Annotated in this window: 20 protein-coding genes and 1 pseudogene; 14 read left to right on the top strand and 7 right to left on the bottom strand. The window is 71.1% G+C overall.

The annotated features are described in order from the left end of the window. Nucleotides 1-15 precede the first annotated feature (15 nt). From ABT294_RS00245 to ABT294_RS00235, 3 genes are read left to right on the top strand one after another with little or no spacing between them, the layout of a single operon-like run. Nucleotides 16-1,095 (top strand): Gfo/Idh/MocA family protein, encoded by a 1,080-nt coding sequence (locus ABT294_RS00245; RefSeq protein WP_350802429.1) that lies wholly within the window; start codon nucleotides 16-18, stop codon nucleotides 1,093-1,095. Further along, nucleotides 1,092-3,779 carry a glycoside hydrolase family 38 N-terminal domain-containing protein gene (locus ABT294_RS00240; protein WP_350802427.1) on the top strand — a complete coding sequence of 896 codons (2,688 nt, stop codon included), beginning with the start codon at nucleotides 1,092-1,094 and terminating at the stop codon, nucleotides 3,777-3,779. The genes ABT294_RS00245 and ABT294_RS00240 overlap by 4 nt, the downstream gene beginning before the upstream one ends. Nucleotides 3,780-3,835: 56 nt before the next feature. Further along, nucleotides 3,836-4,396: a GNAT family N-acetyltransferase gene (locus ABT294_RS00235; protein WP_350802426.1), complete on the top strand. Its 561-nt coding sequence runs from the start codon at nucleotides 3,836-3,838 to the stop codon at nucleotides 4,394-4,396. A 23-nt stretch (nucleotides 4,397-4,419) separates the two neighbouring features. Here ABT294_RS00235 and ABT294_RS00230 read toward each other — a convergent pair whose 3' ends face one another. After that, nucleotides 4,420-5,025 carry a PucR family transcriptional regulator gene (locus tag ABT294_RS00230; RefSeq protein ID WP_350802425.1) on the bottom strand — a complete coding sequence of 202 codons (606 nt, stop codon included), beginning with the start codon at nucleotides 5,023-5,025 and terminating at the stop codon, nucleotides 4,420-4,422. 210 nt (nucleotides 5,026-5,235) lie between these two features. Beyond that, nucleotides 5,236-5,664, bottom strand: coding sequence for an IS200/IS605 family transposase (gene tnpA / locus ABT294_RS00225; protein ID WP_350802423.1), 429 nt, complete (start codon nucleotides 5,662-5,664; stop codon nucleotides 5,236-5,238). A 23-nt stretch (nucleotides 5,665-5,687) separates the two neighbouring features. Here tnpA and ABT294_RS00220 point away from each other — a divergent pair, with 23 nt between their 5' ends. From ABT294_RS00220 to ABT294_RS00210, 3 genes and pseudogenes are all read left to right on the top strand, one after another. Further along, the gene (locus tag ABT294_RS00220; RefSeq protein WP_350802422.1) at nucleotides 5,688-6,956 is read left to right on the top strand and encodes an RNA-guided endonuclease InsQ/TnpB family protein; all 1,269 of its coding nucleotides are present in this window, start codon (nucleotides 5,688-5,690) and stop codon (nucleotides 6,954-6,956) included. A 36-nt stretch (nucleotides 6,957-6,992) separates the two neighbouring features. Beyond that, a pseudogene (locus ABT294_RS00215) lies at nucleotides 6,993-7,373 on the top strand (arginase family protein); the annotation flags it as partial. Between the two features lie 78 nt (nucleotides 7,374-7,451). Further along, the gene (locus ABT294_RS00210) at nucleotides 7,452-7,586 is read left to right on the top strand and encodes a hypothetical protein (protein WP_350802420.1); all 135 of its coding nucleotides are present in this window, start codon (nucleotides 7,452-7,454) and stop codon (nucleotides 7,584-7,586) included. Between the two features lie 19 nt (nucleotides 7,587-7,605). Here the strand turns inward: ABT294_RS00210 and ABT294_RS00205 are convergent, their stop codons facing one another. Beyond that, entirely contained in the window at nucleotides 7,606-8,100 is a 495-nt protein-coding gene (locus ABT294_RS00205) for an Lrp/AsnC family transcriptional regulator (protein ID WP_350802419.1), read from the bottom strand. A gap of 203 nt (nucleotides 8,101-8,303) precedes the next feature. On the opposite strand from ABT294_RS00205, the gene ABT294_RS00200 reads away from it, so the two are divergent. The 6 genes from ABT294_RS00200 to ABT294_RS00175 all read left to right on the top strand — a co-directional run bounded on the left by ABT294_RS00200 (nucleotide 8,304) and on the right by ABT294_RS00175 (nucleotide 15,299). Beyond that, nucleotides 8,304-9,737, top strand: a complete 1,434-nt coding sequence (locus ABT294_RS00200; protein WP_350802418.1) for a gamma-aminobutyraldehyde dehydrogenase — start codon at nucleotides 8,304-8,306, stop codon at nucleotides 9,735-9,737. 27 nt (nucleotides 9,738-9,764) lie between these two features. Next, on the top strand, nucleotides 9,765-10,862 hold the full coding sequence (locus tag ABT294_RS00195; protein WP_350802416.1) for an ABC transporter ATP-binding protein: 1,098 nt from the start codon (nucleotides 9,765-9,767) through the stop codon (nucleotides 10,860-10,862). 45 nt (nucleotides 10,863-10,907) lie between these two features. Further along, entirely contained in the window at nucleotides 10,908-12,101 is a 1,194-nt protein-coding gene (locus tag ABT294_RS00190; protein WP_350802415.1) for a polyamine ABC transporter substrate-binding protein, read from the top strand. Next, nucleotides 12,102-12,953 (top strand): ABC transporter permease, encoded by an 852-nt coding sequence (locus tag ABT294_RS00185; RefSeq protein ID WP_350802413.1) that lies wholly within the window; start codon nucleotides 12,102-12,104, stop codon nucleotides 12,951-12,953. Continuing rightward, nucleotides 12,950-13,735 carry an ABC transporter permease gene (locus tag ABT294_RS00180; RefSeq protein WP_350802412.1) on the top strand — a complete coding sequence of 262 codons (786 nt, stop codon included), beginning with the start codon at nucleotides 12,950-12,952 and terminating at the stop codon, nucleotides 13,733-13,735. Before ABT294_RS00185 ends, ABT294_RS00180 begins: the two co-directional genes overlap by 4 nt. Nucleotides 13,736-13,904: 169 nt before the next feature. After that, nucleotides 13,905-15,299 carry an NAD(P)/FAD-dependent oxidoreductase gene (locus ABT294_RS00175; protein ID WP_350802409.1) on the top strand — a complete coding sequence of 465 codons (1,395 nt, stop codon included), beginning with the start codon at nucleotides 13,905-13,907 and terminating at the stop codon, nucleotides 15,297-15,299. Nucleotides 15,300-15,400: 101 nt separating this feature from the next. Here the strand turns inward: ABT294_RS00175 and ABT294_RS00170 are convergent, their stop codons facing one another. After that, on the bottom strand, nucleotides 15,401-15,883 hold the full coding sequence (locus ABT294_RS00170) for a MarR family winged helix-turn-helix transcriptional regulator (protein WP_350803325.1): 483 nt from the start codon (nucleotides 15,881-15,883) through the stop codon (nucleotides 15,401-15,403). A gap of 60 nt (nucleotides 15,884-15,943) precedes the next feature. Between ABT294_RS00170 and ABT294_RS00165 the strand changes: the two genes are divergently transcribed. Together ABT294_RS00165 and ABT294_RS00160 are read left to right on the top strand one after the other, a co-directional pair. Then, nucleotides 15,944-16,771, top strand: coding sequence for an SDR family oxidoreductase (locus ABT294_RS00165; protein ID WP_350802408.1), 828 nt, complete (start codon nucleotides 15,944-15,946; stop codon nucleotides 16,769-16,771). Between the two features lie 102 nt (nucleotides 16,772-16,873). Continuing rightward, nucleotides 16,874-17,749 (top strand): alpha/beta hydrolase, encoded by an 876-nt coding sequence (locus ABT294_RS00160; protein ID WP_350802406.1) that lies wholly within the window; start codon nucleotides 16,874-16,876, stop codon nucleotides 17,747-17,749. 8 nt (nucleotides 17,750-17,757) lie between these two features. Here ABT294_RS00160 and ABT294_RS00155 read toward each other — a convergent pair whose 3' ends face one another. The 3 genes from ABT294_RS00155 to ABT294_RS00145 are packed head-to-tail and all read right to left on the bottom strand — an operon-like array spanning nucleotide 17,758 to nucleotide 22,104. Further along, entirely contained in the window at nucleotides 17,758-20,574 is a 2,817-nt protein-coding gene (locus ABT294_RS00155; RefSeq protein ID WP_350802405.1) for an ATP-binding protein, read from the bottom strand. Between the two features lie 7 nt (nucleotides 20,575-20,581). Continuing rightward, nucleotides 20,582-21,328, bottom strand: coding sequence for an isocitrate lyase/PEP mutase family protein (locus tag ABT294_RS00150; protein WP_350802404.1), 747 nt, complete (start codon nucleotides 21,326-21,328; stop codon nucleotides 20,582-20,584). Further along, the gene (locus ABT294_RS00145) at nucleotides 21,325-22,104 is read right to left on the bottom strand and encodes a cytochrome P450 (protein WP_350802403.1); all 780 of its coding nucleotides are present in this window, start codon (nucleotides 22,102-22,104) and stop codon (nucleotides 21,325-21,327) included. The genes ABT294_RS00150 and ABT294_RS00145 overlap by 4 nt, the downstream gene beginning before the upstream one ends. Nucleotides 22,105-22,112 lie beyond the last annotated feature (8 nt).

Below are 22,112 nucleotides of genomic sequence, written 5' to 3'. Positions count from 1 at the left end.
CGGGAGGATCGGGCTGTGAGGATCGCGCTGGTCGGATGCGGAGCCGTCACGCAGGCGGTCTATGTGCCGTTGCTGTCGCGGCGGCGTGAGCTGTTCGAGGTGACGGCCGTCTGCGATCTGTCGGCGACGCTCGCCGACGCCGTCGGCGACCGGCTGGGCGCTCCCGGCCGCTACACCGAGCTGGAGCGCATGCTGGCCGACGGCGGCTTCGACGCCGTCCTCATGCTCGCCTCCGGATCGCACGGCGAGGCGGTCCGGCAGGCGCTGGCGGCCGGGTACGCGGTGCTCTGCGAGAAGCCGCTCGCGCTGACCAGGGCCGAGGTCGAGGCGTTGCCCGAGGGCCGGCTCATGGTCGGCTACATGAAGCAGTACGACCCGGCCGTGCGCCGGGCCGAGCAGCTCCTGGCCGAGCTGGGCGGGGCGGAGGCGATCAGGTCGGTCGAGGTGACCGTCCTGCACCCGAGCGGGGAGTCGCAGCTCGCCTTCGCCAACCTGACCCGCGCCCAGGACGTCGCGCCCGGCCTGCTCGCTGAGCTGCGCAAGGCCGAGGACGCCCTGGTCTCCACCGCTCTGGGGGAGGCGGCCGACCCGGCCACGCGGGCGCTCTACAACGTCGCCCTCGGCTCGATCTGTCATGACTTGTCGCTCTTGCGGCGCTTCACTGGATCGCCGTCCGTCATCGACCACGTGGAGACCTGGGGCCCCGGGCCCGGGTCGATCGAGATCTCCGGGCCGCTGCCCGCCACCGGACGGTTCAGCATCCGCTGGCACTACCTGGAGGACTACCCCGCCTACCGCGAGACCGTGGCCATCCACCACGACCGCGGCACGCTGGAACTGGCCTTCCCCACGCCGTACCTGATGAACGCGCCCACCACCCTCACCGTGGTGTCGGGTGCCGAGAGCCGCACCGAGTTCCGCGACGTGACCGAGGCGTTCGAGACGCAGCTCGCCGCCTTCCACGCCTACGTCACCGAAGGCCGGCCGCCGCTCACCGGCCAGGCCGGCGGCCTCGAGGACATCGTCACCGCCCAGCGCATCGCCGCCCGCTACGCCGTCCAGCACGGCCTGCCCATCGGAGGGGAAGCAGCGTGACCACGGAGATCGTCGTCGTCCCGCACACGCACTGGGACCGGGAGTGGTACGAGCCGTTCCAGCGCTTCAGGCTGCGGCTCGTGGCGCTGCTCGACGAGGTGCTCGACACCATGGAGCGCGAGCCCCGCTACCACTTCACGCTCGACGGGCAGCTCGCCTGCGTCGACGACTACCTTGAGGTGCGTCCGGAGAACCGCGACCGCGTCGCCGCGCTCGTCGAGTCCGGGCGGCTGGCGGTGGGCCCGTGGCAGATCCTGCTCGACGAGTTCCTCTGCTCGGGCGAGAACATCGTCCGCAACCTGGAACTGGGCATGGACCGGGCCGACAAGCTCGGCGGGGCCATGCCGGTGGGCTACCTGCCCGACATGTTCGGGCACACCGCGCAGATGCCGCAGATCCTGAGGCTGGCCGGGCTGCTCCACGCCTGCGTCTACCGAGGGGTGCCGTCGTCCGTCGTCACCGACGCGTTCGCCTGGGCCGCGCCCGACGGCACCGCCATCCGCACCCAGTACCTGCCCGCCGGCGGGTACGGCAACGGCGCGCACCTGTTCGAGGACGCGGGCCGGCTCGCCGAACGTGCCGAGACCTTCACCCGGACGATGCGCGAGTGGCACGGCCCCGACGGGCCGCTGCTCGCCATGTACGGCACCGACCACTCCGCCCCGGTGCGCGGCCTGCCCGAGATGGTGGCGGGCCTCGGCGCCCGCATGGACACCCTGACCGGCTACGTCACCGCCCATTCCGCGGACGTCGACGGGCTGCCCCGGGTGACCGGCGAGCTGCGCTCCCACGCCCGAGCCAACATCCTGCCCGGCGTCATCTCCGTGCGCGCGCACGTCAAGCAGGCGATGGGACGCGCCGAGCGGATGGTCGAACGCTACGCGGAACCGCTGGCCACGCTCTGGGGCGCCGACTGGCCCGGCCGCTTCCTCGACATGGCCTGGTGGCGGCTCGTCGACGCCAGCGGCCACGACTCGGTGACCGGCTGCGGCGTCGACGACACGGCCCAGCAGGTGGCCGCCCGCATCGCCGAGGCGGAACAGCTCGGGCAGGCCGTCCGCGACATGGTGACGGCCAGGCTCGCCGCCGCGGTGCCGTCCGGCGGGATGCTGGTCGTCAACCCGACGCCGGCCACCCGGCGCAGCGTCGTGATCCTGGACGTCGCCGGCACCGACCCGCTGGTGGACCCGTCGGGCGCGCGCGTGGCCACGCAGCCGCTGGAGCACGCGCCGATCCTGCTGCTGGACGAGCGGATGGACCCGGCCACGGCCCTGACGTTCATCCACGGCACCGAGCTGTACGGGCAGCACATCACCAGCTGGGCCGTGCAGGGCGAGACCCTCACCTTCACCGTCGCCCGCGAGTCCACGGTGCCGTTCAACGTGGCGGAGCTGCGCGGAGCACTCGACGGGGTGTCGCGCGTCCGCATCGAGGCCGAGCCGCGCCGCACCGTGGCCGCGCTCGTCGAGGCGCCGCCGCTCGGCCACACCAGCGTGCGGCCCGTGCCGTTCGACGCCGCGGCCGAGGCTCCCGAGATGCCCGAGTCGCCGGTCACGTTCGACGGCGGGCGGGTGCTCGACAACGGGCTGCTGCGGGTCGAGGTCGCCCTCGACGGGACCCTCACCCTGACCGGCGCCGACGGCACCACGCTCACCGGCGCCGGGCGCATCGTCGACGGCGGCGACGTGGGCGACACCTACAACTACGCGCCCCCGGTCAACGACCTGTTCATCACGCTGCCGGAGGCCATCGAGGTCGAACCCGTCTGCTCGGGCCCGCTCGTGGCGGCGCTCGACGTCCGGCGCACGTACCGGTGGCCGGCGGCGGGCGACGGCGTCGAGTTCACCCCCGAACTGCCGGCGAAGTCTCGCACCGCCGAGATGGAGCGGATCGTCGTCGACACCCGCGTCGAGCTGCGGGCGGGCGAGCCGTTCGTCCGGCTGCGCGTCGCGTTCGACAACCGCTGCGTCGACCACCGGGTCCGGCTGCACGTGCCGCTGCCCGCCAAGGCGTCCGTCTCACACGCTGAAGGCCAGTTCGCGGTCGTCACCCGCGGTCTTACCGCGGAGGCCGGCTGCGGCGAGACTCCGCTGCCGACCTTCCCCGCCTCCTCCTGGGTGGCGGCCGGGGGAGTCGCGGCCCTGCTGGAGCACGTCACCGAGTACGAACTGGTCGAGGGCGGCTCCGAGCTGGCGCTCACCCTGCTGCGCTCGGTCGGCTACCTCTCCCGCAACCGCAACGCCCTGCGCCCCGAGCCCGCGGGCCCCCAGCTGCCGACCCCGGCCGCCCAGTCGCGCGGCCTCCGCTCGGTGAACCTCGCGCTCATGCCGTACGACGGCACCTGGCAGGACGTCCTCCCGGCGGCCGAGACCTTCAGGCACGACCTCGTCGTCACCCCCGGAACCGGCGCCGCCGGCCTCGCCCAGCCCGACCCCGCCCCGGGCCTGTCGGTGACGGGCGACGGCGTGGTCATGACCTCGCTCAGGTCCCGTGACGAGTGGCGGGAGCTCCGCGTCGTCGCCCTCACCCCGACGGCCACGGAAGCGCTCGTCGAAGGGGGTTTCACCCAGGCCCGCCGAGCCGACCTCCGCGGCCGCCCCGGAGACCCCCTGCAGGTCGAGGACGGCATCCTGCGCCTTCCGCTGCGTCCCTGGGAGATCGCCACCGTCCAGCTGACCACCTGACCCCCGTGAGAGGATCCCTTCGCAGTGTGTACGGGTTTAGACCGCGAAGGGGGAATATGTACGCGATATCCCTGGGCGACGACGGCGCGGAGCTGCGCCCGCTCGAGCCGTGGCAGGCCGAGGAGTTCCTGGCCCACATGGACCGAGGGCGGGAGTTCATCGGGCAGCACATCGTGCTCGCGGACGCCGTGACCGACCTGGAGTCGAGCCGCTCGTGTCTCCAGGCGTACGCGGAGAAGGCCGCGGCCGACACCGGGCGGATCTACGGCATCTGGACGGACGGCAAGCTGGTCGGCGGAGTCCTCTTCCGGACGATGGACATCGGGCAGGGCACCGCCGAGGCGGGCTGCTGGCTGGAGCCGTCGGCGGTGGGCAAGGGGCTGGTGACCAGGGCCGCCCGCGTGATCATCGACTGGGCCGTCGAGGAGCGCGGCGTCCACCGCGTGGAGTGGCGGGTCTCGTCGGCGAACCAGGCCAGCATCGCCGTGGCCCGGCGGCTCGGGATGACGAAGGACGGCGTGCTGCGCCAGAGCTACCTCTACCGGGGCAAGCGGGCCGACGTCGAGGTCTGGTCGGTGCTCGCGCCGGAGTGGCGCGCGGGCAGGCAGGCGTCCTAGAGCCGGCGGCGCGCCGGGCGTCGTCACTGGTCGTGCAGGCCCAGCTGGCGGGCGGCGCGGATGGCCAGCCAGACCTCGGCGAAGGCGGCGCTGGACGACAGGTCGCGGCCCGTCAGGGCGGCGAATCTGCGCAGCCGATAGGCCAGGGTGTTGGGGTGGATGTGGAGGGCCGCCGCGGCGGCCTCGGTGTGGCGGTTCCGCTCCATCCAGGTGCGCGCCGAGGTGAGCAACTGGGAGTCGTGCGCCTCGTCGTACGACAGTACGGCCCCCAGGACATGCTCGACCAGGGCTTCCAGGGTGGCGGGGTCGTCGGGGAGCCACCTGCCCGTCGTGTCGTCGCCGTAGTGGATCAGTGCCTTGCCTGACTCCGCCGCCTGCGTGGCCGCCCAGACCGCCTCGCGCTGCGCCACCCGAGTGGACTCGCCCGGCGGGAAGGGCCTGCTCAGGCCCGCGCTGACCCCCGGCAGCGCGGCGATCGGGGCTGCCAGGGCGGGCGGCCCCAGCAGGTAGTGGTCGTCGCCGCGCCTGAGGATGAGGTGCGGGAGGTCGCCGAGCGCCCTGCGCAGGACGTCGTCGGGCGCGCCCCTGACCACCAGGAGGACGGTGTCGGTGTCGAGCGGGAGACCCATCCTGGCCAGGCGGCGGCGGGCGGTCGCCGGGTCCAGGACGTCCTGCAGGAGTTCGGCCAGCGTCTCCGCGCCCTCCCTGCGCAGGGTCTCGCGCTCGTTGCGAGCCAGTGCTCCGGCCTTCAGTCTTCAGGCCGGGGGTGAAGGCCCGCGCGGGAGTGCCCGCCAGGGCGCGAGCGTGGCATGACCTTCCCAGCCTGTCCGCGGCCGGACTCACACGGGTCGTTTCTGCTGCTCGATGTACTGGTTGAGTACCGTCAGCGGCGCCCCGCCGACCGAGCCGGCGAAGTAGGAACCGGACCAGAGGTGTCCGCCCCACAGATGCTGGTGGACGTGTGTGCTGTACTCCTTGCGCAACAGGCGCGCGGAAACGCCTTTGAGGCTGTTGACGAGTTTGGACAGGGCCACCTTCGGCGGGTAGTGGACCAGCAGGTGGACGTGGTCGTCGTCGCCGTTGAACTCGCGTAGTTCGGTCTCGAAGTCGGCGCACACCTCGCGCATGATCTCCTCGCACCGGATCAGCATCGCGTCAGTGAACACCCCACGCCGATATTTCGTGACAAAAACCAAATGTGCATGGAGGTTGTGGACGACGTGACGTCCAGTGCGTACATGAAGATTCGGTTCCCATCTCGGTGACATGAACCAAACGATACGATCCGCGCGTGGAGCTGGTGAAGCGGGCCCGAGCGCACAAGGCGCGGCTCGACCTTTCGGCGGCGCAGAGCGCGCTGCTGGACGGCCAGGCACACGCCGCCCGCGCGCTGTGGAACCTGCTGCACGAGTTCTTCACGTTCCGGCAGGGCCGGTTTGCAGCGTTGAAGGACTGCGACACCGCGATCCGGCAGGCCCGCCATGAGATCGACTGGATGGGCCAGCTCCCGGCGCAGGCCGCTCAGGCGGTGTTGAAGATCTACCGGCAGGCGTGGGCGAACTACTTCAACCCTGACCATCCCGCTGCCCGGCCGACGTTCAAGTCCCGGGCCCGCTCACGGCTGGCCGTGGACGTCCCTCAGGCTCGGGATCTGCACGTGGCAAGGCTGAATCGGCGGTGGGGCGCGGTCAACCTGCCCAAGATCGGGCGGGTCCGGTTCCGGTGGACCAAGCACCTGCCCGGCGTCGGCAAGGACGGCCCCGCAAGGCGGATCACCGGGGCTCGGCTGGTGAAGGAAGCCGACGGCTGGTACATCGTCTTCCGCACCGAAACCCCGGTCTCTTCCCCCGCGCCGCACTCCGGCCCCACGGTCGGGATCGACCGGGGCATCGCGGTCGCCTTGGCTCTGTCCGACGGCTCCACCCGCGAACACGGCCCCTGGCTCACCGGCGGTGAACGTGAGCGGCTGCGCCGTCTGGAGAACAAAAGCGCCCGTCAGCGTCGATTCCGCACGCCCGGCCGGCCGATCTCTGGCCGGTTGGCCCGCACCTACGACCAGATCGCTCGCCTGCGCGCGACAGCCAAGCGCCGGGCCCTCGACTGGCAGCACCAAACCGCCGCCGAACTGGCCTCCACCTTCGGCGTCATCGCTGTGGAGGACCTGCACATCCGCAACATGATCGCCTCCGCCAAGGGGACGGTCGAGCAGCCGGGCCGCAACGTCGCGCAAAAGAGCGGCTTGAACCGGGCGATCAGCGGCCAGGCATGGGGGCGGACCGTCACCCTGCTGGAGTACAAGAGCGCCGATCGGGGCGGACGGGTGGTCAAGGTACCCGCACCGGGCACGTCCCAGACCTGCCACCAGTGCGGCCACCAAGAGCCCGCCAACCGCGCATCCCAGGCGGCATTCGCATGCCGCAACACCGCCTGCGGCTGGACCGGCAACGCCGACCACAACGCCGCGATCAACATCAGGAACGCCGCCGGAACGGCGGTGTCAGGACGTGGAGACCTCGGGGCTACCCGGTCGGTGAAGCGTCAACCCCCGCGCGCCGCCTAACCGGTGCGACGGGAAGAATCTCCGGCCTTCAGTTCAGGTCGGAGAGGAGTTCAAGGCCGCAAGGACCTGGAGGACGACCGCCGCCTCGGCTTCGGCATCCTCACCTCCGCCGACGTCATGCGCCGCTGCCTGATCGAGGTCATCGACGTGCTCAGGCAGCGCATCGGCGACCGCCCCCTGTACGTGTCGGTCGACATCGACGTGCTCGACCCCGCGCACGCGCCCGGCACCCCCGAGGCGGGCGGGCTGACCAGCCGCGAGCTGCTGGAGATCCTGCGCGGGCTGGCGGGTTGCCGCCTGATCGGCGCGGACGTCGTCGAGGTGGCCCCGGCCTACGACCACGCCGAGATCACCTCCGTCGCGGCGTCCCACGTCGCCTACGACCTCGTCAGCCTGCTGGCGCTTCAGGAGCGGTGATGAGCGAGCTGACAGAGATCGAGACGTACGGCGTCGAGCGCACCCCCGACGCCGCTGCCGCTCGGCCTGGCCGCCGCCGTGCTCTACCTGCTCCTGCTGACGGCCTTCCCCGAGCCGCGTGAGGTGTACGGCCCGCTGGGCCCGCGCCTGGTGCGGTCGGCGGACATCCCGGTGCCGCCGATCGTCAGCGCCGCCGTCGAACCGGTCGGGTGAGACCGGTGGAACGCGTGGGTCAGCGGGTACCCCAGGAGTACGTCTGCTTGCGGAGCTTGAGGTAGACGAACGACTCCGTGGCGCGTACGGCGGGAATGGCGCGGATCTTGCTGAGGATCTCCAGCAGGTGCCGGTCACCCTCGCAGACCACCTCGACGATCACATCGAAGGAGCCCGCGGTGAGCACCACATAGTCGATCTCCTCGATCGCCGCCAGCTCGTCGGCCACCGACTCCAGGTCGCCCTCGATGTTGACGCCGATCATCGCCTGGCGGGGGAACCCGAGCGTGAGCGGGTCGGTGACCGCGACGATCTGCATGACCCCGGCGTCCTGCAGGCGCTGGACGCGTTGCCGCACCGCCGCCTCCGACAGGCCGACGGCCTTGCCGATGGCCGCGTAGGGCCGGCGCCCGTCGCCCTGGAGCTGCTCGATGATCTGTTTGGAGAGATCGTCGAGCACCACCTGCCCGGGAGTCGCGTCACTGCTGCGGCGTGCGCGCGGGGGCGTGGTCATTGCGAGGAGTCCTCCTAGCGGCCCGGCGTTACGGGGGCGTTCCCCTCCGCATTGCCGTCCTGTGTGCGACATGTTGTCAGTTCTGCTGGCACTGTCAAGCGAATTCGTAGCAATTTGGTATCTTCACCACGAAATCCCTTGTCCTGATGCACCTGACCTGTAAGAGTCACGGCATCTCAGCCACCTCACCAGGAGGTCATACCTTGACCACCCGTCTGCAGAACTTCATCAACGGTGAGTTCGTGGACGCCAAGAGCGGCCGATTCTCCGACGTCATCGACCCGTGCACGGGCGAGGCCTACCTTCAGGCCCCGATCTCCGGCCAGGACGACGTCGATGCTGCCTTCGCCGCCGCGGCTACCGCGTTCGAGTCATGGGGACGGACCACCCCGGGAGAGCGGGCCAACCTGCTGCTCAAGGTCGCCGACGCGATCGACGCGCGGGCCGACGAGATCAACGAGGCGGAGTGCCTGAACACCGGCAAGCCGCGCGCCCGGATGGCCGAGGACGAGACGCCCGTCGCGGCGGACCACTTCCGCTTCTTCGCCGGCGCCGCCCGCACCCTGGAGGGCCCGACCGCGGGCGAGTTCCTCGCCGACCACACCAGTGTCATCAGGCACGAGCCCATCGGCGTCGTCGGCCAGGTCACGCCCTGGAACTACCCGATGATGATGGCGGTCTGGAAGATCGCCCCCGCGCTGGCCGCGGGCAACACGATCGTGCTCAAGCCGTCCGACACCACCCCGGCCTCCACGCTCAAGCTCGCCGAGATCCTCGGCAGCGTGCTGCCCGCGGGCGTCTTCAACGTCGTCACCGGCGACCGCGAGACCGGCGCGCTGGTCGTCGGCCACCCGACGGCGGCGATGGTCGCGATCACCGGGTCGGTCGGCGCGGGCATGTCGGTGGCGCGCACCGCCGCCGACGACCTCAAGCGGGTCCACCTGGAGCTCGGCGGCAAGGCCCCGGTCGTGGTCTTCGAGGACGTCAAGGACCTGGCCAAGGCCGCGGCCGACATCGCCACCGCCGGCCTGTACAACGCGGGCCAGGACTGCACCGCCGCCTGCCGCGTGCTCGTCCAGGAGAGCGTGCACGACGAGTTCGTGGCCGCCCTCGCCGAGGCCGCCGCGGCCACCGTGACCGGCGACCTGTCCACCGAGGACGCCCTGTACGGCCCGCTCAACAACGAGAACCAGCTCGCCAGGGTCCAGGGCTTCATCGAGCGGGTCCCGGCGCACGCCAAGGTCCTCACGGGCGGTCAGCGGGTCGGCGACAAGGGGTACTTCTTCGCCCCCACGATCGTCGACGGGCTCAAGCAGGACGACGAGATGGTGCAGAACGAGGTGTTCGGCCCGGTCATCACCGTCCAGACGTTCACCGACGAGGCCGACGCGCTGACCAAGGCCAACGACGTCAGGTACGGGCTGAGCGGCTCGGTCTGGACGTCCGACCACGGCCGGGCCATGCGCATGTCGAACCGGCTCGACTTCGGCGTGGTCTGGGTGAACACGCACATCCCGTTCGTGTCGGAGATGCCGCACGGCGGCTTCAAGCACTCCGGGTACGGCAAGGACCTGTCGGTCTTCGGCCTGCACGACTACACCAGGGTCAAGCACGTCATGCACTACATCGGCGAGTAACGCGAGAAGTTGGGATAAGTCCTGGATATGACCGAGCACCGGGAGAACGAACCCGGCGCGATCGAGCAGAGCGCGATCGAGCTAGAGGACGTCGTCAAGGAGTACCTCTCGCATGGCGAGGTCGTCCAGGCGGTGAAAGGTGTCACGCTGGGCATCGCCGAGGGGGAGTTCTTCTCCCTCCTCGGCCCGTCCGGCTGTGGCAAGACCACGACCATGCGGATGATCGCCGGTTTCGAGGAGCCCTCGAAGGGCGTGATCAAACTGCACGGCCGGGACGTCACGAACGTCCCGCCGAACAGGCGTGACGTCAACATGGTCTTCCAGTCGTACGCGCTCTTCCCGCACATGAGCGTCTGGGACAACGTGGCGTTCGGGCTGAAGCAGCGCAAGACGCCGCAGGACGAGATCAGGCGGCGCGTCGGCGAGATGCTGGAGATCGTCGATCTCGCCGGCAGGGAGAAGCGCCGGCCCCGCGAGATGTCCGGCGGCCAGCAGCAGCGCGTCGCGCTGGCCCGCGCCCTGGTCAACAGGCCCAGGGCCCTCCTGCTCGACGAACCGCTCGGCGCGCTCGACCTCAAGCTGCGCCAGGCCATGCAGATCGAGCTCAAGCGCATCCAGCGCGAGGTCGGCATCACCTTCGTGTACGTGACGCACGACCAGGGCGAGGCCCTCACGATGAGCGACAGGATCGCCGTCATGAACGACGGCCTGGTCGAGCAGCTGGCCGGGCCGCGGGAGATCTACGAGCGGCCGGCGACGGCGTTCGTGGCGGGCTTCATCGGCACGTCCAACCTGCTGACAGGGTCCGCGACCAGCGGCGTGCTCAAGATCGGCGGCGGCCGGGTGCTGGTGCCGGGGCAGGACGGCGAGGTCACGGTCACCGTTCGTCCGGAGAAGATCACCATCTCCACGGACGAGCCCGCCGGCGACGTCAGCGCGGTGTCGGGCACCGTCGCCGAGGTGGTCTACCTGGGCACGTACAACAGCTACGCCGTGAGCCTCGCCGACGGGGCCGAGATCACCGTGTTCCAGCAGAACGCGCATGACTCGACGACCACCGCGGAGCGGGGCGACTCCGTGTGGCTCTCCTGGCGGGCGCAGCACTCATATGCGATTGGAAGCTGATAGCACCTCATGAACCCCCTGAACAACCCCGCCCTCCTGAGGGGCATGACGCAGCCCCGCACCCGTCGCGACGCCTTCAGGATCGCCGGCTGGTCCGCTGCCGGGCTCGCCCTGGCCGCGTGCGGCGTGGAAGGCAAGAAGGCCGCGCCGCCGAAGGCCGACGCGGTCAAGGACTTCTGGTCCAAGCAGACCAAGCACGGCCACGTGGTCTTCGCCAACTGGCCCGAGTACATGCCCGAGGACCAGGCGCCGCTGAAGAAGTTCCAGCAGCAGACCGGCATCTCGTACGAGTACAAGGAGGTCATCCAGGAGAACGCCGAGTTCTTCGGGAAGGCCGACCCGGTGCTGCGGGCCGGGCAGCCGCTGGGCTACGACATCGTGGTGATGACCAACGGCATCCAGCTCCAGCACATGATCGAGCTGGGCTACGTGGTGCCGCTCGACCACTCGCAGATCCCGAACTTCCTGGCCAACGCGGGTGACAAGTACAAGGACCGGTCCTACGACCCGGGCAACGTGTACACGATGCCGTACACGTCGGGCGTGACCGGGATCGCGTACAACACCAGGTACGTCAAGGACGACATCAAGAGCATCGAGTCCCTGTTCGACCCCAAGTACAAGGGGCGGGTCGGGATGATGAACGACGCCCAGGAGATCGGCAACTTCGGCATGATCGCGCTGGGGATCGACCCGGAGAAGTCGACCGAGGCCGACTGGAAGAAGGCCGGGGAGAAGCTGAAGGCCCAGCGCGACGCGGGAATCGTCCGGAAATATTATGACCAGAGCTACATTGACGCCGTGTCCAAGGGCGACGTCTGGATCTCCATGGCCTGGTCGGGCGACGTCTTCCAGCGCCAGCTCGCCGGCGAGCCGGTCAAGTTCGTGGTGCCCGAGGAGGGCGGGACGATCTGGACCGACAACATGCTCATCCCCAAGGGCGCGGCGAACCCGGTCGACGCGCTCATGCTGATGGACTACCTGTACCAGCCCGCCATCGCCGCCGAACTGGACGAGTTCATCCAGTTCGTCACCCCGGTGCCCGGCGTCCAGGACCTGCTGCGCGAGAAGGCCGGGACCGCGAAGGGCGAGGCGAAGAAGGCGCTGGAGCAGATGGTCGACAGCCCGACGATGTTCCCGTCCGAGGCCGACTACGCCAAGCTGCGCAACTACACCAAGCTCACCACCGCGCAGGAGCAGGTCTTCAACCCGATCTTCCAGTCGATCACGCAGGCCTAGATGAAACGGCTCACCCCCTACCTGCTGGCGCTGCCGAGCTGGATGTGGCTGGCCATCTTCCTGGTCGTCCCGATGGTGGCGATGGCGTCGGTGTCGCTGCAGACCGGCAACGCGATCGACGGCTTCGCCATGACGTTCAGCTTCTCCAACTACACCGACGCCATCGGCACATACAGCACGCAGCTCCTGCGCTCGCTGCTGTACGGCGCTCTCGCCACGGTGGCCATGCTGGTGATCGGCTACCCGGTGGCGTACTGGATCGCCTTCAAGGGCGGCACACGCAAGTCCATGTACCTGTTCCTGCTGCTGCTCCCGTTCTTCGTGTCGTTCGTGCTGCGGACGATCTCGTGGAGCTTCCTGCTGGCCGACAACGGCGTCCTGTTCGGCACCCTGAAGAGCTGGGGCGTGCTGCCGGCGGACTTCCACGTGCTGGCCACCACGGTGGCGGTGGTGGGCGGGCTCACCTACAACTTCCTGCCGTTCATGATCCTGCCGATCTACGTGGCGCTGGAGCGGGTCGATCCGCGGGTCATCGAGGCCGCCTACGACCTGTACGCGTCCAGGGGGGCGGCCTTCCGCAGGGTGGTGCTGCCGCTGTCGCTGCCCGGGGTGTTCGCCGGGGTGCTGATGACGTTCGTGCCCGCCACGGCCGACCCGGTCAACGCGCAGATCCTCGGCGGCACCGCCAACACCATGATCGGCAACATCATCCAGACCGCGTACCTGACGAACCTCGACTATCCGACCGCCTCGGCGCTGTCGTTCACGCTGATGGCGGTGCTGCTCGTGGGCATCTTCGTGTACGCGAGGGCGCTCGGCACCGAGAACGTGCTCGAGGCGGCGGCGCGATGAGGGGCGGCAGGCTCGGCGACAGGCTGCTGCACGGCTACACCTGGCTGATCATCGCCTGGCTGTCGTCGCCGATCGCGGTGATGATCCTGTTCGGCTTCAACGACAAGAAGAGCAAGTCGAACACCACCTGGCAGGGCTTCACGCTGAAGTGGTACCAGGAGCTGTTCAGCATCTCCGACCTGACCGTCGCGCTGCGCAACTCGCTGGTGATCGCGGTGGTCAGCACGGTCATCACCGTCGTGATCGGCACCATGCTGGGGCTGGCCGTCGGCCGCTACCGCTTCCGCGGGCAGGGCGCGACCAACTTCCTGGTGTTCGCCGCCATCTCGACGCCCGAGCTGGTCATGGGCGCCTCGCTGCTCTCGCTGTTCGTGTCGGGCAACGTGCCGCGCGACGGGACGACGATCATCGTCGCGCACGTGCTGTTCTCGCTGTCGTTCGTCGTCGTGACCGTACGGGCCAGGGTGATCGTGCTCGACCCGGCGCTGGAGGAGGCCGCCAGAGACCTCGGGGCCACCGCGTGGGGGACGTTCAGGCAGGTGACGCTGCCGTCGATCATGCCGGGCGTGCTGGCGGGCGCGATGCTGTCGTTCGCGCTCTCGATCGACGACTACGTGGTGACCAGCTTCGTCAACGGCTCGACCATCACGTTCCCGCTGTGGATCGTCGGATCGGTGAAGACCGGCATCCCGCCGCAGGTCAACGTCATGGGTACGCTCATCTTCGGCATCGGGGTGCTGATCGCGATCGCGAACGCGGTGGCCGCCCGCCGCCGTAGCTGAACCCGTCCCATCAACTTCCCCCCGTTACGGCGGGGGGTTTGGTGTATTCCGGCAAAGAACAGGGAGGCGAGATCGGATTCCGGCGGGGGGAACCCGCGCGCGATCACCCGTATTAGATCCCGCAATTTCATAACAAACTAACTGACTCTTTCGTAGGGAAGTGGGATTTGTGGATCCGCTGAAGGCGCTTGCTGATGCGGAGCGCAAGCCGTACTGGCTGGACAGTCCGGCCAGACCCGAGCCGCAACCGCGGCTCGTCGGAAACACCACCGCCGACCTGGTCGTCGTCGGCGGAGGCTTCTCGGGGCTGTGGACCGCCCTGATGGCCAAGGAACGTGACCCCGAGCAGGACGTCGTCCTGCTCGAAGGCCGCAGGATCGGCTGGGCGGCCACCGGCCGCAACGGCGGGTTCTGCATGGCGACCCTCACACACGGCCTGCCCAACGGGCTGGAACGCTGGCCGGACGAGATCGACCAGCTGGAACGCATGGGCGTGCAGAACCTGGACGAGATCGAACAGACGCTGCTGCGCTACGGCGTCGACTGCTCCTTCGAACGCACGGGAGAGCTGGTCGTCGCCACCGAGCCGTGGCAGCTGGAGGCGCTGAACGAACACCTCGACCTGATCGGCGAGCTGGGCCTCGACTACCAGCCGCTGGACCAGGACCAGGTGCGCGCCGAGGTGAACTCGCCGACCTACCTCGGCGGGCTCTGGGAACGCAGCGGCTGCGCCATGCTCGACCCCGCCAGGCTGGCCTGGGGGCTGCGGGAGGCCTGCCTGCGGCTCGGAGTGCGGGTGTACGAGCGCAGCCCCGTCCGGGCGCTGGACGACGACGGCGTCACGATCAGCCTGCGCACCCCGCACGGCACGGTCATCGGACGGCGGGTCGCGCTCGGCACGGGGGTGTTCCAGCCGCTGCTGCGGCGGCTCAGGCACCTCGTCGTGCCGGTGTACGACTACGCGCTGATGACGGAGCCGCTGTCGGACGCCCAGCTGGACTCCGTCGGCTGGCGCAACCGGCAGGGCATCGGCGACAGCGCCAACCAGTTCCACTACTACCGGCTGACGGACGACAACCGGGTGCTGTGGGGCGGATACGACGCCGTCTACTACAACGGCGGCCTGGTCAAACCGGAGTACGACCAGCGCGACGAGACGTTCGTCAAGCTGGCCGGGCACTTCTACGACACGTTCCCGCAGCTCTCGGGGGTGCGGTTCACGCACCGCTGGGGCGGCGTGATCGACACGTGCAGCCGGTTCAGCGCCTTCTACGGCCAGGCACACGGTGGGCGGCTCGCCTACGCGGCGGGTTACACCGGCATGGGCGTGGGGGCCACCCGGTTCGGGGCGAACGTCATGCTCGACTTCCTGTCGGGTGAGCGCACCGAGCGGACCGAGCTGCAGATGGTCCGCGAGACGCCGATGCCGTTCCCGCCGGAGCCGGTGCGGTCAGGGGTGATCCAGTTCACCCGGTGGTCGATCGCCCAGGCCGACCAGCACCAGGGCAGGCGCAACCTCTGGCTGCGCACTCTCGACCGGATGGGGCTGGGCTTCGACTCCTAGCCGCCCGTCCACACGGTGTGGGGAGCCTGCCCGGCTGCCCACACCGGCTCGTCCTGTGTGAGCGGCCTGGCCGGTCGAGGCTCGGTCAGGCCGCTCGTGCGTCACCAGTTCCGTACCTCGTGGGCCCACGCGGTCAGCCCCGCCACGAACCCCCGCCTGTCCTGGGGCGACAGGTTGTCGAGGACGCGCAGGAGAGGCGCGGCCCGGAGGGCGACGAACCCCTCGACCATGGCGCGGTGGTGCGTGGCCAGCGACACCAGGGTCCGGCGGCGATTGGCCGGATCCTCCCGGCGCTCGACCAGGCCGGCCCGGCTGAGGTCGCCGACGAGCTCGCTCGCCGTGGTCAGCGACATGCCCATCCTGTCGGCCAGTTCGCTGACGCTGAGTGACGGCTCGACCGTCAGTTGCGGGATGACCGCGCCGTGCCTGGCGGTGAGCCGGTGACTGCGGAAGATCTCCCGCAGTTCGTCGGGCATCTCGGCCTGGGCTCGCCGGAAATAGGCCTCCACCAGGGGCACGAAGCCCAGGGCCTCCTTGACCTCCTCCGGTCGTGGCATTCGAGGGGAGGGCGGGGTGTCATCCATCACGCTCACAGGATACAGTCCTCATATCCAAACAGTTCGGATATCCGAAGTGAGGCAGCCGTGATACTGGTGACAGGGGCGACCGGCAACGTCGGCCGTCATGTGGTGAACCTGCTGCTCCAGGCGGGCGAGCAGGTCCGAGCGACCAGCCGGAACCCCGAGCGGGCCGGCCTGCCCGAGGGCGTGGAGGTGATCAGGGCCGACATGTCCCTGCCGGAGGACCTGCACGCCGCGCTGCAGGGAGCGGACCGCGCGTTCCTGCTCCCCGCCGCCGGCCAGGTGCGCGGCTTCCTCGACGTGGCCGTGAAGGCCGGCCTCGGGCACGTGGTGCTGCTGTCCGCGCTGGCGGTGACCATGAAGCAGGCGGGTGTGCTCGGAAGCGCCCACGCCGAGTACGAGCAGGCCGTGACCGAGTCAGGGCTGCCGTGGACGTTCCTGCGTCCCGGCGCGTTCATGGCGAACGACCTGCGCTGGGCGCCCGGCATCAAGAACGGCGGCGTGGTGCGCGCCCCCTTCGGCGAGGCCGCGACCGCACCGATCGACGAGCGCGACATCGCCGCGGTGGCCGCGCGGACGCTGCTCGACGACGGGCACGCGGGCAAGACGTACGCGCTGACCGGGCCCGAGTCGCTGACGACGGCCGAGCGGGTACGGATCCTCGGCGAGGTCCTCGGCCGCGACCTGCGCTTCGAGGAGCTGTCTCCCGAGCAGGCCCGCGAGCAGCTGATCGCGCAGACCCCGGCGGTGGTCGTCGACTCGATGCTCACGCTGTTCGGCTCGTTCGTCGGCAAGACCGCTGAGGTGTCGCCGGCGGTGCGGGAGCTGACCGGCGGCGCCCCGCACACCTACGCCGACTGGGCGGCCCAGAACGCCACGGTGTTCCGCTGACGGGCGAGCAGACCCCGGCGGATCGCCGCTGACGGGCGAGCAGGCGTTGCGGATCGCCGCCCCTGGGCGACGGTCCGCCGCGTCTCACGCGAGACTGTACGCATGAGGGTTGAGTTCGCTGTCGACGGCCTCACGCTGGTGGGGGAGCTGCGGGTGCCCGAGGGGGCGGGGCCGCGTCCGGGCCTGGTCTTCACCGGCCCGTTCACCGGGGTCCGCGAGCAGGTGACGGGCCTGTACGCGGAGCGCCTGGCCGCGGAGGGGTACGTGACGCTGGCGTTCGACCATCGGAACTGGGGCGAGTCCGGGGGAGAGCCGCGCCAGCACGAGGACCCGCAGGGCAAGCTGCACGACCTCCGGGCCGCGGTGTCGTTCCTGCGGGCCAGGCCGGAGGTCGACGGCGACAGGATCGGCGCGGTCGGCATCTGCCTGGGCGGCGGATATGCCATGAAATTTGCCGCCTTCGACCCTCGGGTGCGCGCCTTCGCCGGCATCGCGGGCGCCTACAACAACCCGTACGCCATGCGGGCGGGCATGGACTCCACGCTCGGCTCGCTGACGGAGACCCTGGAGCGCGAGGACCTCGGCGGCCCGGTCGAGTACCTGCCCGCCGTCGCGACCGAGGGCGAGGCCGCCATGCCGGGCGACGAGCCCCACGCCTACTACGGCACCGAGCGGGGCGTGTCGCCGTCCTGGGTGAACCGGGTGACACGGGCCGGCATGCGCGAGCTGATCACGGTCGACAACATGATGGGCGCCGACTTCCTCTCTCCGACCCCGGCGCTCATCGTGCACGGCCTGGTCGACCGGGTCTGCCGTCCTGAGGGGGCCGAGGAGGCGTTCAAGCGGCTCGACGAGCCCAAGCAGCTCGTCTGGGTGGACGCCAAGCGGCACACCGACCTCTACGACGGCGAGCCGTACGTGACCCAGGCGGTCGAGGCGACGGCGGCCTTCCTCCGCGAGCACCTCTCACGCCGCTGACGGCCTGCCTACCGGGCGCTGACCATCCTGGCCACCTCGTCCAGCCCCGCGACGATGCGGGCCCGGGTGTCCTCGACGCTGTACCAGCCCCGGGGGCACTCGGCCAGGGCCTGCTCCAGGAGCGCGCGGGCCCGGTGCGGGTCGCCGCGCAGCAGGGCGGCCTCGCCCATCCCGCAGTGCGCCATGGCGGCCGTCTCGGCGGACCCGATCCTGCGCGACAGCTCGACGGCCTCCTGGTAGTCGGCCTGCGCGGCGTCCTGGCAGCCCATCCGGAGGGCGGCGTCGGCGCGCTTGCACAGGCTCTCCGCGATGTCGCCCAGCGCGCCTAGCTCCCGCGCCACCTCCAGCGCCTCGCCCGCCAACGCGTGCGAGGACGCGTAGTCGCCCCGCTGGAAGGCCAGGTCGCCGAGCCCGGTCAGCGTCATCGTGGTGCCCCAGCGCTCGCCGAGCTCCCTGAACGCGGCCAGCCCCCGCTCGAACGCGGCCCTGGCGGCCTCCGTGTCGCCCAGATGCCGCAGGATGAACGCGGAACCGCTGTGGGTGAGCGCGCTCGACCAGGGCGGCATCGAGTCGGTGAGCCGCTGGAGCAGCTCCATCGTCTGCTCGTTGTACTCGGGCGGCCCGCTGTACATGGGCAGGAGCATCGTCAGGAACTCCAGCCGCACCGGCATGTAGTCGATCGGCACCAGCCGGCGCAGGTCCTCCATCCGCTCGTGCAGCTCCTCGCCCGGCTCGCCGCCCCATCCGGCGACGAGCACGCAGATCACGTACTCCTCGACCAGGCCGTCCGGGGGTGTGGCGCCGACCCGGGACAGCAGGTCGGCGGCCAGGCTCGCGCTGGTGGCCCGGTGCCCGCGCATCCACCAGTAGCAGGCGCAGCAGGCCAGCAGCCGCAACCCGAGCAGGACCTCGCCGGACTCGCCCGCCCAGCGGATCGCCGTGTTCAGCTCGTCGCTCTCCTCGTCCAGGCGCGACAGCCAGGTGAGCTGCTCGGCCCTGCGCAGGTGCCGGTCGGCCTCCGAGGCCAGCTCCAGGTAGTACGTGGCGTGCGCCCGGCGGACGGCGTCGCTCTCGTCCGACTCGGTCAGCCGCTCCGCGCAGAACGCACGGATCGTGTCGAGCATCGCGTACCGGCCGTCGACCCGCTCCAGCAGCGACTTCTCCGCCAGGGAGAACAGCACCTCCTCCGGCAGCCCGCAGACCCGCTCGGCCGCCTCCGGCGTCGCGCCGCTCGTGAACACCGACAGCCGCCTGGCCAGCCGCTGCTCGTCGGCGTCCAGGAGGTCCCAGCTCCAGGCGACGACCGCGTGCAGGGTCTGGTGCCTGGGCAGCGCCGTGCGGCTGCCGCGGGTCAGCAGCCTGAACCGGTCGTCGAGCCGCGTGGCCACGTCCGCGACCGACAGGGTGCGTAGCCGGGCGGCCGCCAGCTCGATGGCCAGCGGCAGCCCGTCGAGCGCCCGGCAGACGCCCACCACCTGCGCCACGTTCCCCTCGTCGACCTCGAACGCGTGGCAGACCGCGGCGGCCCTGTCGGCGAACAGCCGGACGGCCGGGTAGTCGAGCGGGTTGCCGGCGTCGGGCGGCGGCAGGCGCAACGGCGACACGGGCAGGATGGACTCGCCCGTGATGCCGAGCGCCTCACGGCTGGTCGCCAGCACGCGCAGGCCGGGGCAGGCGGCGAGCAGCAGGTCGGCCAGCCCGGCGGCGGCGGCGATCACGTGCTCGCAGTTGTCCAGGACGAGCAGCAGCCGGCGGCCGGCGAGCGCGGCGGCCAGCCGGGCGGCCGGGTCCACGGCGGGACGTTCCGGGCTGCGCAGCACCGGGTCGCGGATGTCCAGCGTGTCCAGGACGGCCCGCGGCACCTCCGCGCCGTCGGTGACCGGCGCGAGCTGCACGAAACAGACGTCGCCCGCGGCGCGCTCGGCGGCCTCCAGCGCCAGCCTGGTCTTGCCCGCGCCGCCGGGGCCGATCAACGTGACCAGCCTCGCCCTCTCCAGCTCGGCCCCGACCTGGGCCAGCTCGCCCGCCCTGCCCACGAACGTGGTGAGCTGCGCCCGTAGCCCGTGCCTGGCGGCGGCGGGGGCCGCCGAGACGCCCAGCGCCGGGTCGGCCCTGAGCACCGCCAGGTGCGCGGCGGCCAGCTCGGCCCCCGGCTCGACGCCCAGTCCCTCGTCGAGGATGCGCCTGCCCTCCTCGAAGGCGGTCAGCGCCTCGGCCTGCCTGCCGCTGCCGTACAGGGCCCGCATGAGCTGGGCGCGCAGCCGCTCGCGCAGCGGATGGGCAGCGACGAGCTGCCGCAGCTCGGGAGCCAGCTCGCGGTGGCGGCCCAGGTCCAGATCGGCCTGGACGCGGTCCTCGGTGACGGCCAGGCGCAGCTCCTCCAGCCCCGCGGTCGCCGCCCGCGCGTGCGGGGCGTCGGCGAGCGGGGCGCCGCGCCACAGCTCCAGCGCCTCGCGCAGCAGCGTGGCCGCCCGGCCGGGGTCGCCGGCGGCCAGCGCTTGCCTGCCGTCGGCGGCCAGTCGTTCGAAGCGGCGCGCGTCGACGTCCTGTGGGTCGGCCGTCAGCCGGTAGCCCGCCGGGTGGAACTCGATCCGGCCCCTGCCCAGCGACCTGCGCAGCCTGGACACCTGCGACTGGAGCGCGTTCGCCACGCCGTCAGGGGGCTGCGTGCCGTACAGGCCGTCGACCAGCTGGCCCGCGCCCACGACGCGGCCCGCGTCGAGGGCCAGCAAGGTGAGCAGCGCCCGCGCCCTGGGGCCGCCGATCTCCACCTCCCGGCCGTCCTCGCCCAGCACCCTGGCGGGGCCGAGGATCTCGAAGCGCATGCCTCGATTATCGCGGCTCGGGCAGGATCGCGGCGATCTCCGCGTAGCTCGGAACGGGCGGTGCGGGCCTGCTCTGCAGGGCCAGCAGGGTCGACAGCGCGCCCTGCAGCGAGGCGCGGTAGAGCAGCGAGCCCGTGCTCACCCTGGCCACACCCACCTCGGCGAGCTGCGCGAGCGTCGGCCCGCCCGGCTGGTACAGCACGTTGACCGGCAGCGGCGTGCTCGCCACCACCTCGGCGATCTCGGCCAGGTCGGCGAGCCCCGGCACGAAGACGCCGTCGGCGTGCCCGTAGGCGCGCACCCGCTCCAGGGTGTCGCCCGCCTTCAGCCAGTACGTGTCGGTGCGGGCGTTGACGAACACGCCGTGGCCCAGCGCGGCCTCGATGATCCGCTGGTGCAGCTCGATCGGCCGGAGCGTCCCGTCGGGGCGGCCGTCCTCCAGGTTGACGCCCACGACGCCGAGCGCCGCCAGCGCGGCGACCAGGTCCGACACCTGGGCGGGGTCGTCGCTGAAGCCGCCCTCGATGTCCACCGTGACCATGACGCCCAGCCCGTTGACCGTCTCGGCCAGCTCGATCGTCTCCGCCCTGGTGGCCGCGGCGCCGTCAGGCTTGCCGTGGACGGCCGCCACGCCCAGGCTGGTCGTGCCGATCGCGGGGAAACCGTGCGCGGCGAGCAGCGCGGCCGAGCCGTAGTCCCAGGCGTTGGGCAGCAGCAGCGGGTCTCCAGGACGGTGCAGGTCGCGGAAGGTCATGACTCCTCCAGGAGGGCGTCCAGGACGCCTGCCGCGAGAGCGAGGGCATGGGCGGGCGCAGGGCAGGGCCGCACCCCGTACCCGAAGGTCAGATGAGGTGTCTCGCCACGGGTTGGGTCGAAGCGGGCGGCCTCGGGGAACACGTCCGGGTCGCGGTTGGCTGCCACGAGGTCGATCACCACCTCGTCGCCCGTCCGCAGGTCGAGCCGGCGGGTCGCCTTCAGCGGCGGGTCCTGGCGCAGCGTCTCGTGCAACAGCGCCTCCACGGTGACACCTGGCCGGGCGTGGGCGAGCGCGTTGCCCACGAGCCCGGCGATGGCCGCGTGCGCCTGCAACAGGACGCTGACACGGGCGACCGTCTCCGCCTCCTCGCCGGGGAACAGCCTGACCAGCTCGGCCACCCCGGCGTCGGCCTCCGGGCCCTCAGCACCCGACAGGTAGCCGGTGGACACGGCCTCCACCGCCGCGACCAGACTCGCCGCGCCGTCGACGCCGAGCGCCCTGCCGAGCACCGCCGTGTGCACGCCCGCCCAGTCGCCGTGCCGCTCCAGCGTCATCGCACGGGCGGCCGACCGCAGCGCGCCGGGGTCGAGCGCCGCCAGCAACTCGGTGACCAGGCGGCGCCGCTCGGCGTGCGCCGCACCGGTGCTGAACCGCGACACCCGGGCGCGCAGCCAGGCGAGCGTTCCCTCGGGCGCGTCTTGACGGACGGGCGGCGGGACGTAACGGATGTCCGAAAGCACCGCCCTGGCTTCCTCGTAGCGTGTGATGAGCATGCCACCCA

The sequence above is a fragment of the Nonomuraea sp. NPDC000554 genome (genome assembly GCF_040300065.1).
GTDB lineage: Bacteria > Actinomycetota > Actinomycetes > Streptosporangiales > Streptosporangiaceae > Nonomuraea.
Note: the sequence above shows the minus strand (reverse complement) of the source record. Positions and strands in the feature narration are given on the sequence as shown.

Bases quoted from the DNA above. Each gene is read 5' to 3' on its own strand.
- ABT294_RS00145 (WP_350802403.1), bottom strand. From the start codon at position 22,104: ATGCTCATCACACGCTACGAGGAAGCCAGGGCGGTGCTTTCGGACATC.
- ABT294_RS00160 (WP_350802406.1), top strand. From the start codon at position 16,874: ATGAGGGTTGAGTTCGCTGTCGACGGCCTCACGCTGGTGGGGGAGCTG.
- ABT294_RS00190 (WP_350802415.1), top strand. From the start codon at position 10,908: ATGACGCAGCCCCGCACCCGTCGCGACGCCTTCAGGATCGCCGGCTGG.
- ABT294_RS00185 (WP_350802413.1), top strand. From the start codon at position 12,102: ATGAAACGGCTCACCCCCTACCTGCTGGCGCTGCCGAGCTGGATGTGG.
- ABT294_RS00150 (WP_350802404.1), bottom strand. From the start codon at position 21,328: ATGACCTTCCGCGACCTGCACCGTCCTGGAGACCCGCTGCTGCTGCCC.
- ABT294_RS00205 (WP_350802419.1), bottom strand. From the start codon at position 8,100: ATGACCACGCCCCCGCGCGCACGCCGCAGCAGTGACGCGACTCCCGGG.
- ABT294_RS00230 (WP_350802425.1), bottom strand. From the start codon at position 5,025: ATGGGTCTCCCGCTCGACACCGACACCGTCCTCCTGGTGGTCAGGGGC.
- ABT294_RS00170 (WP_350803325.1), bottom strand. From the start codon at position 15,883: ATGGATGACACCCCGCCCTCCCCTCGAATGCCACGACCGGAGGAGGTC.
- ABT294_RS00180 (WP_350802412.1), top strand. From the start codon at position 12,950: ATGAGGGGCGGCAGGCTCGGCGACAGGCTGCTGCACGGCTACACCTGG.
- ABT294_RS00155 (WP_350802405.1), bottom strand. From the start codon at position 20,574: ATGCGCTTCGAGATCCTCGGCCCCGCCAGGGTGCTGGGCGAGGACGGC.
- tnpA (WP_350802423.1), bottom strand. From the start codon at position 5,664: ATGTCACCGAGATGGGAACCGAATCTTCATGTACGCACTGGACGTCAC.
- ABT294_RS00195 (WP_350802416.1), top strand. From the start codon at position 9,765: ATGACCGAGCACCGGGAGAACGAACCCGGCGCGATCGAGCAGAGCGCG.
- ABT294_RS00235 (WP_350802426.1), top strand. From the start codon at position 3,836: ATGTACGCGATATCCCTGGGCGACGACGGCGCGGAGCTGCGCCCGCTC.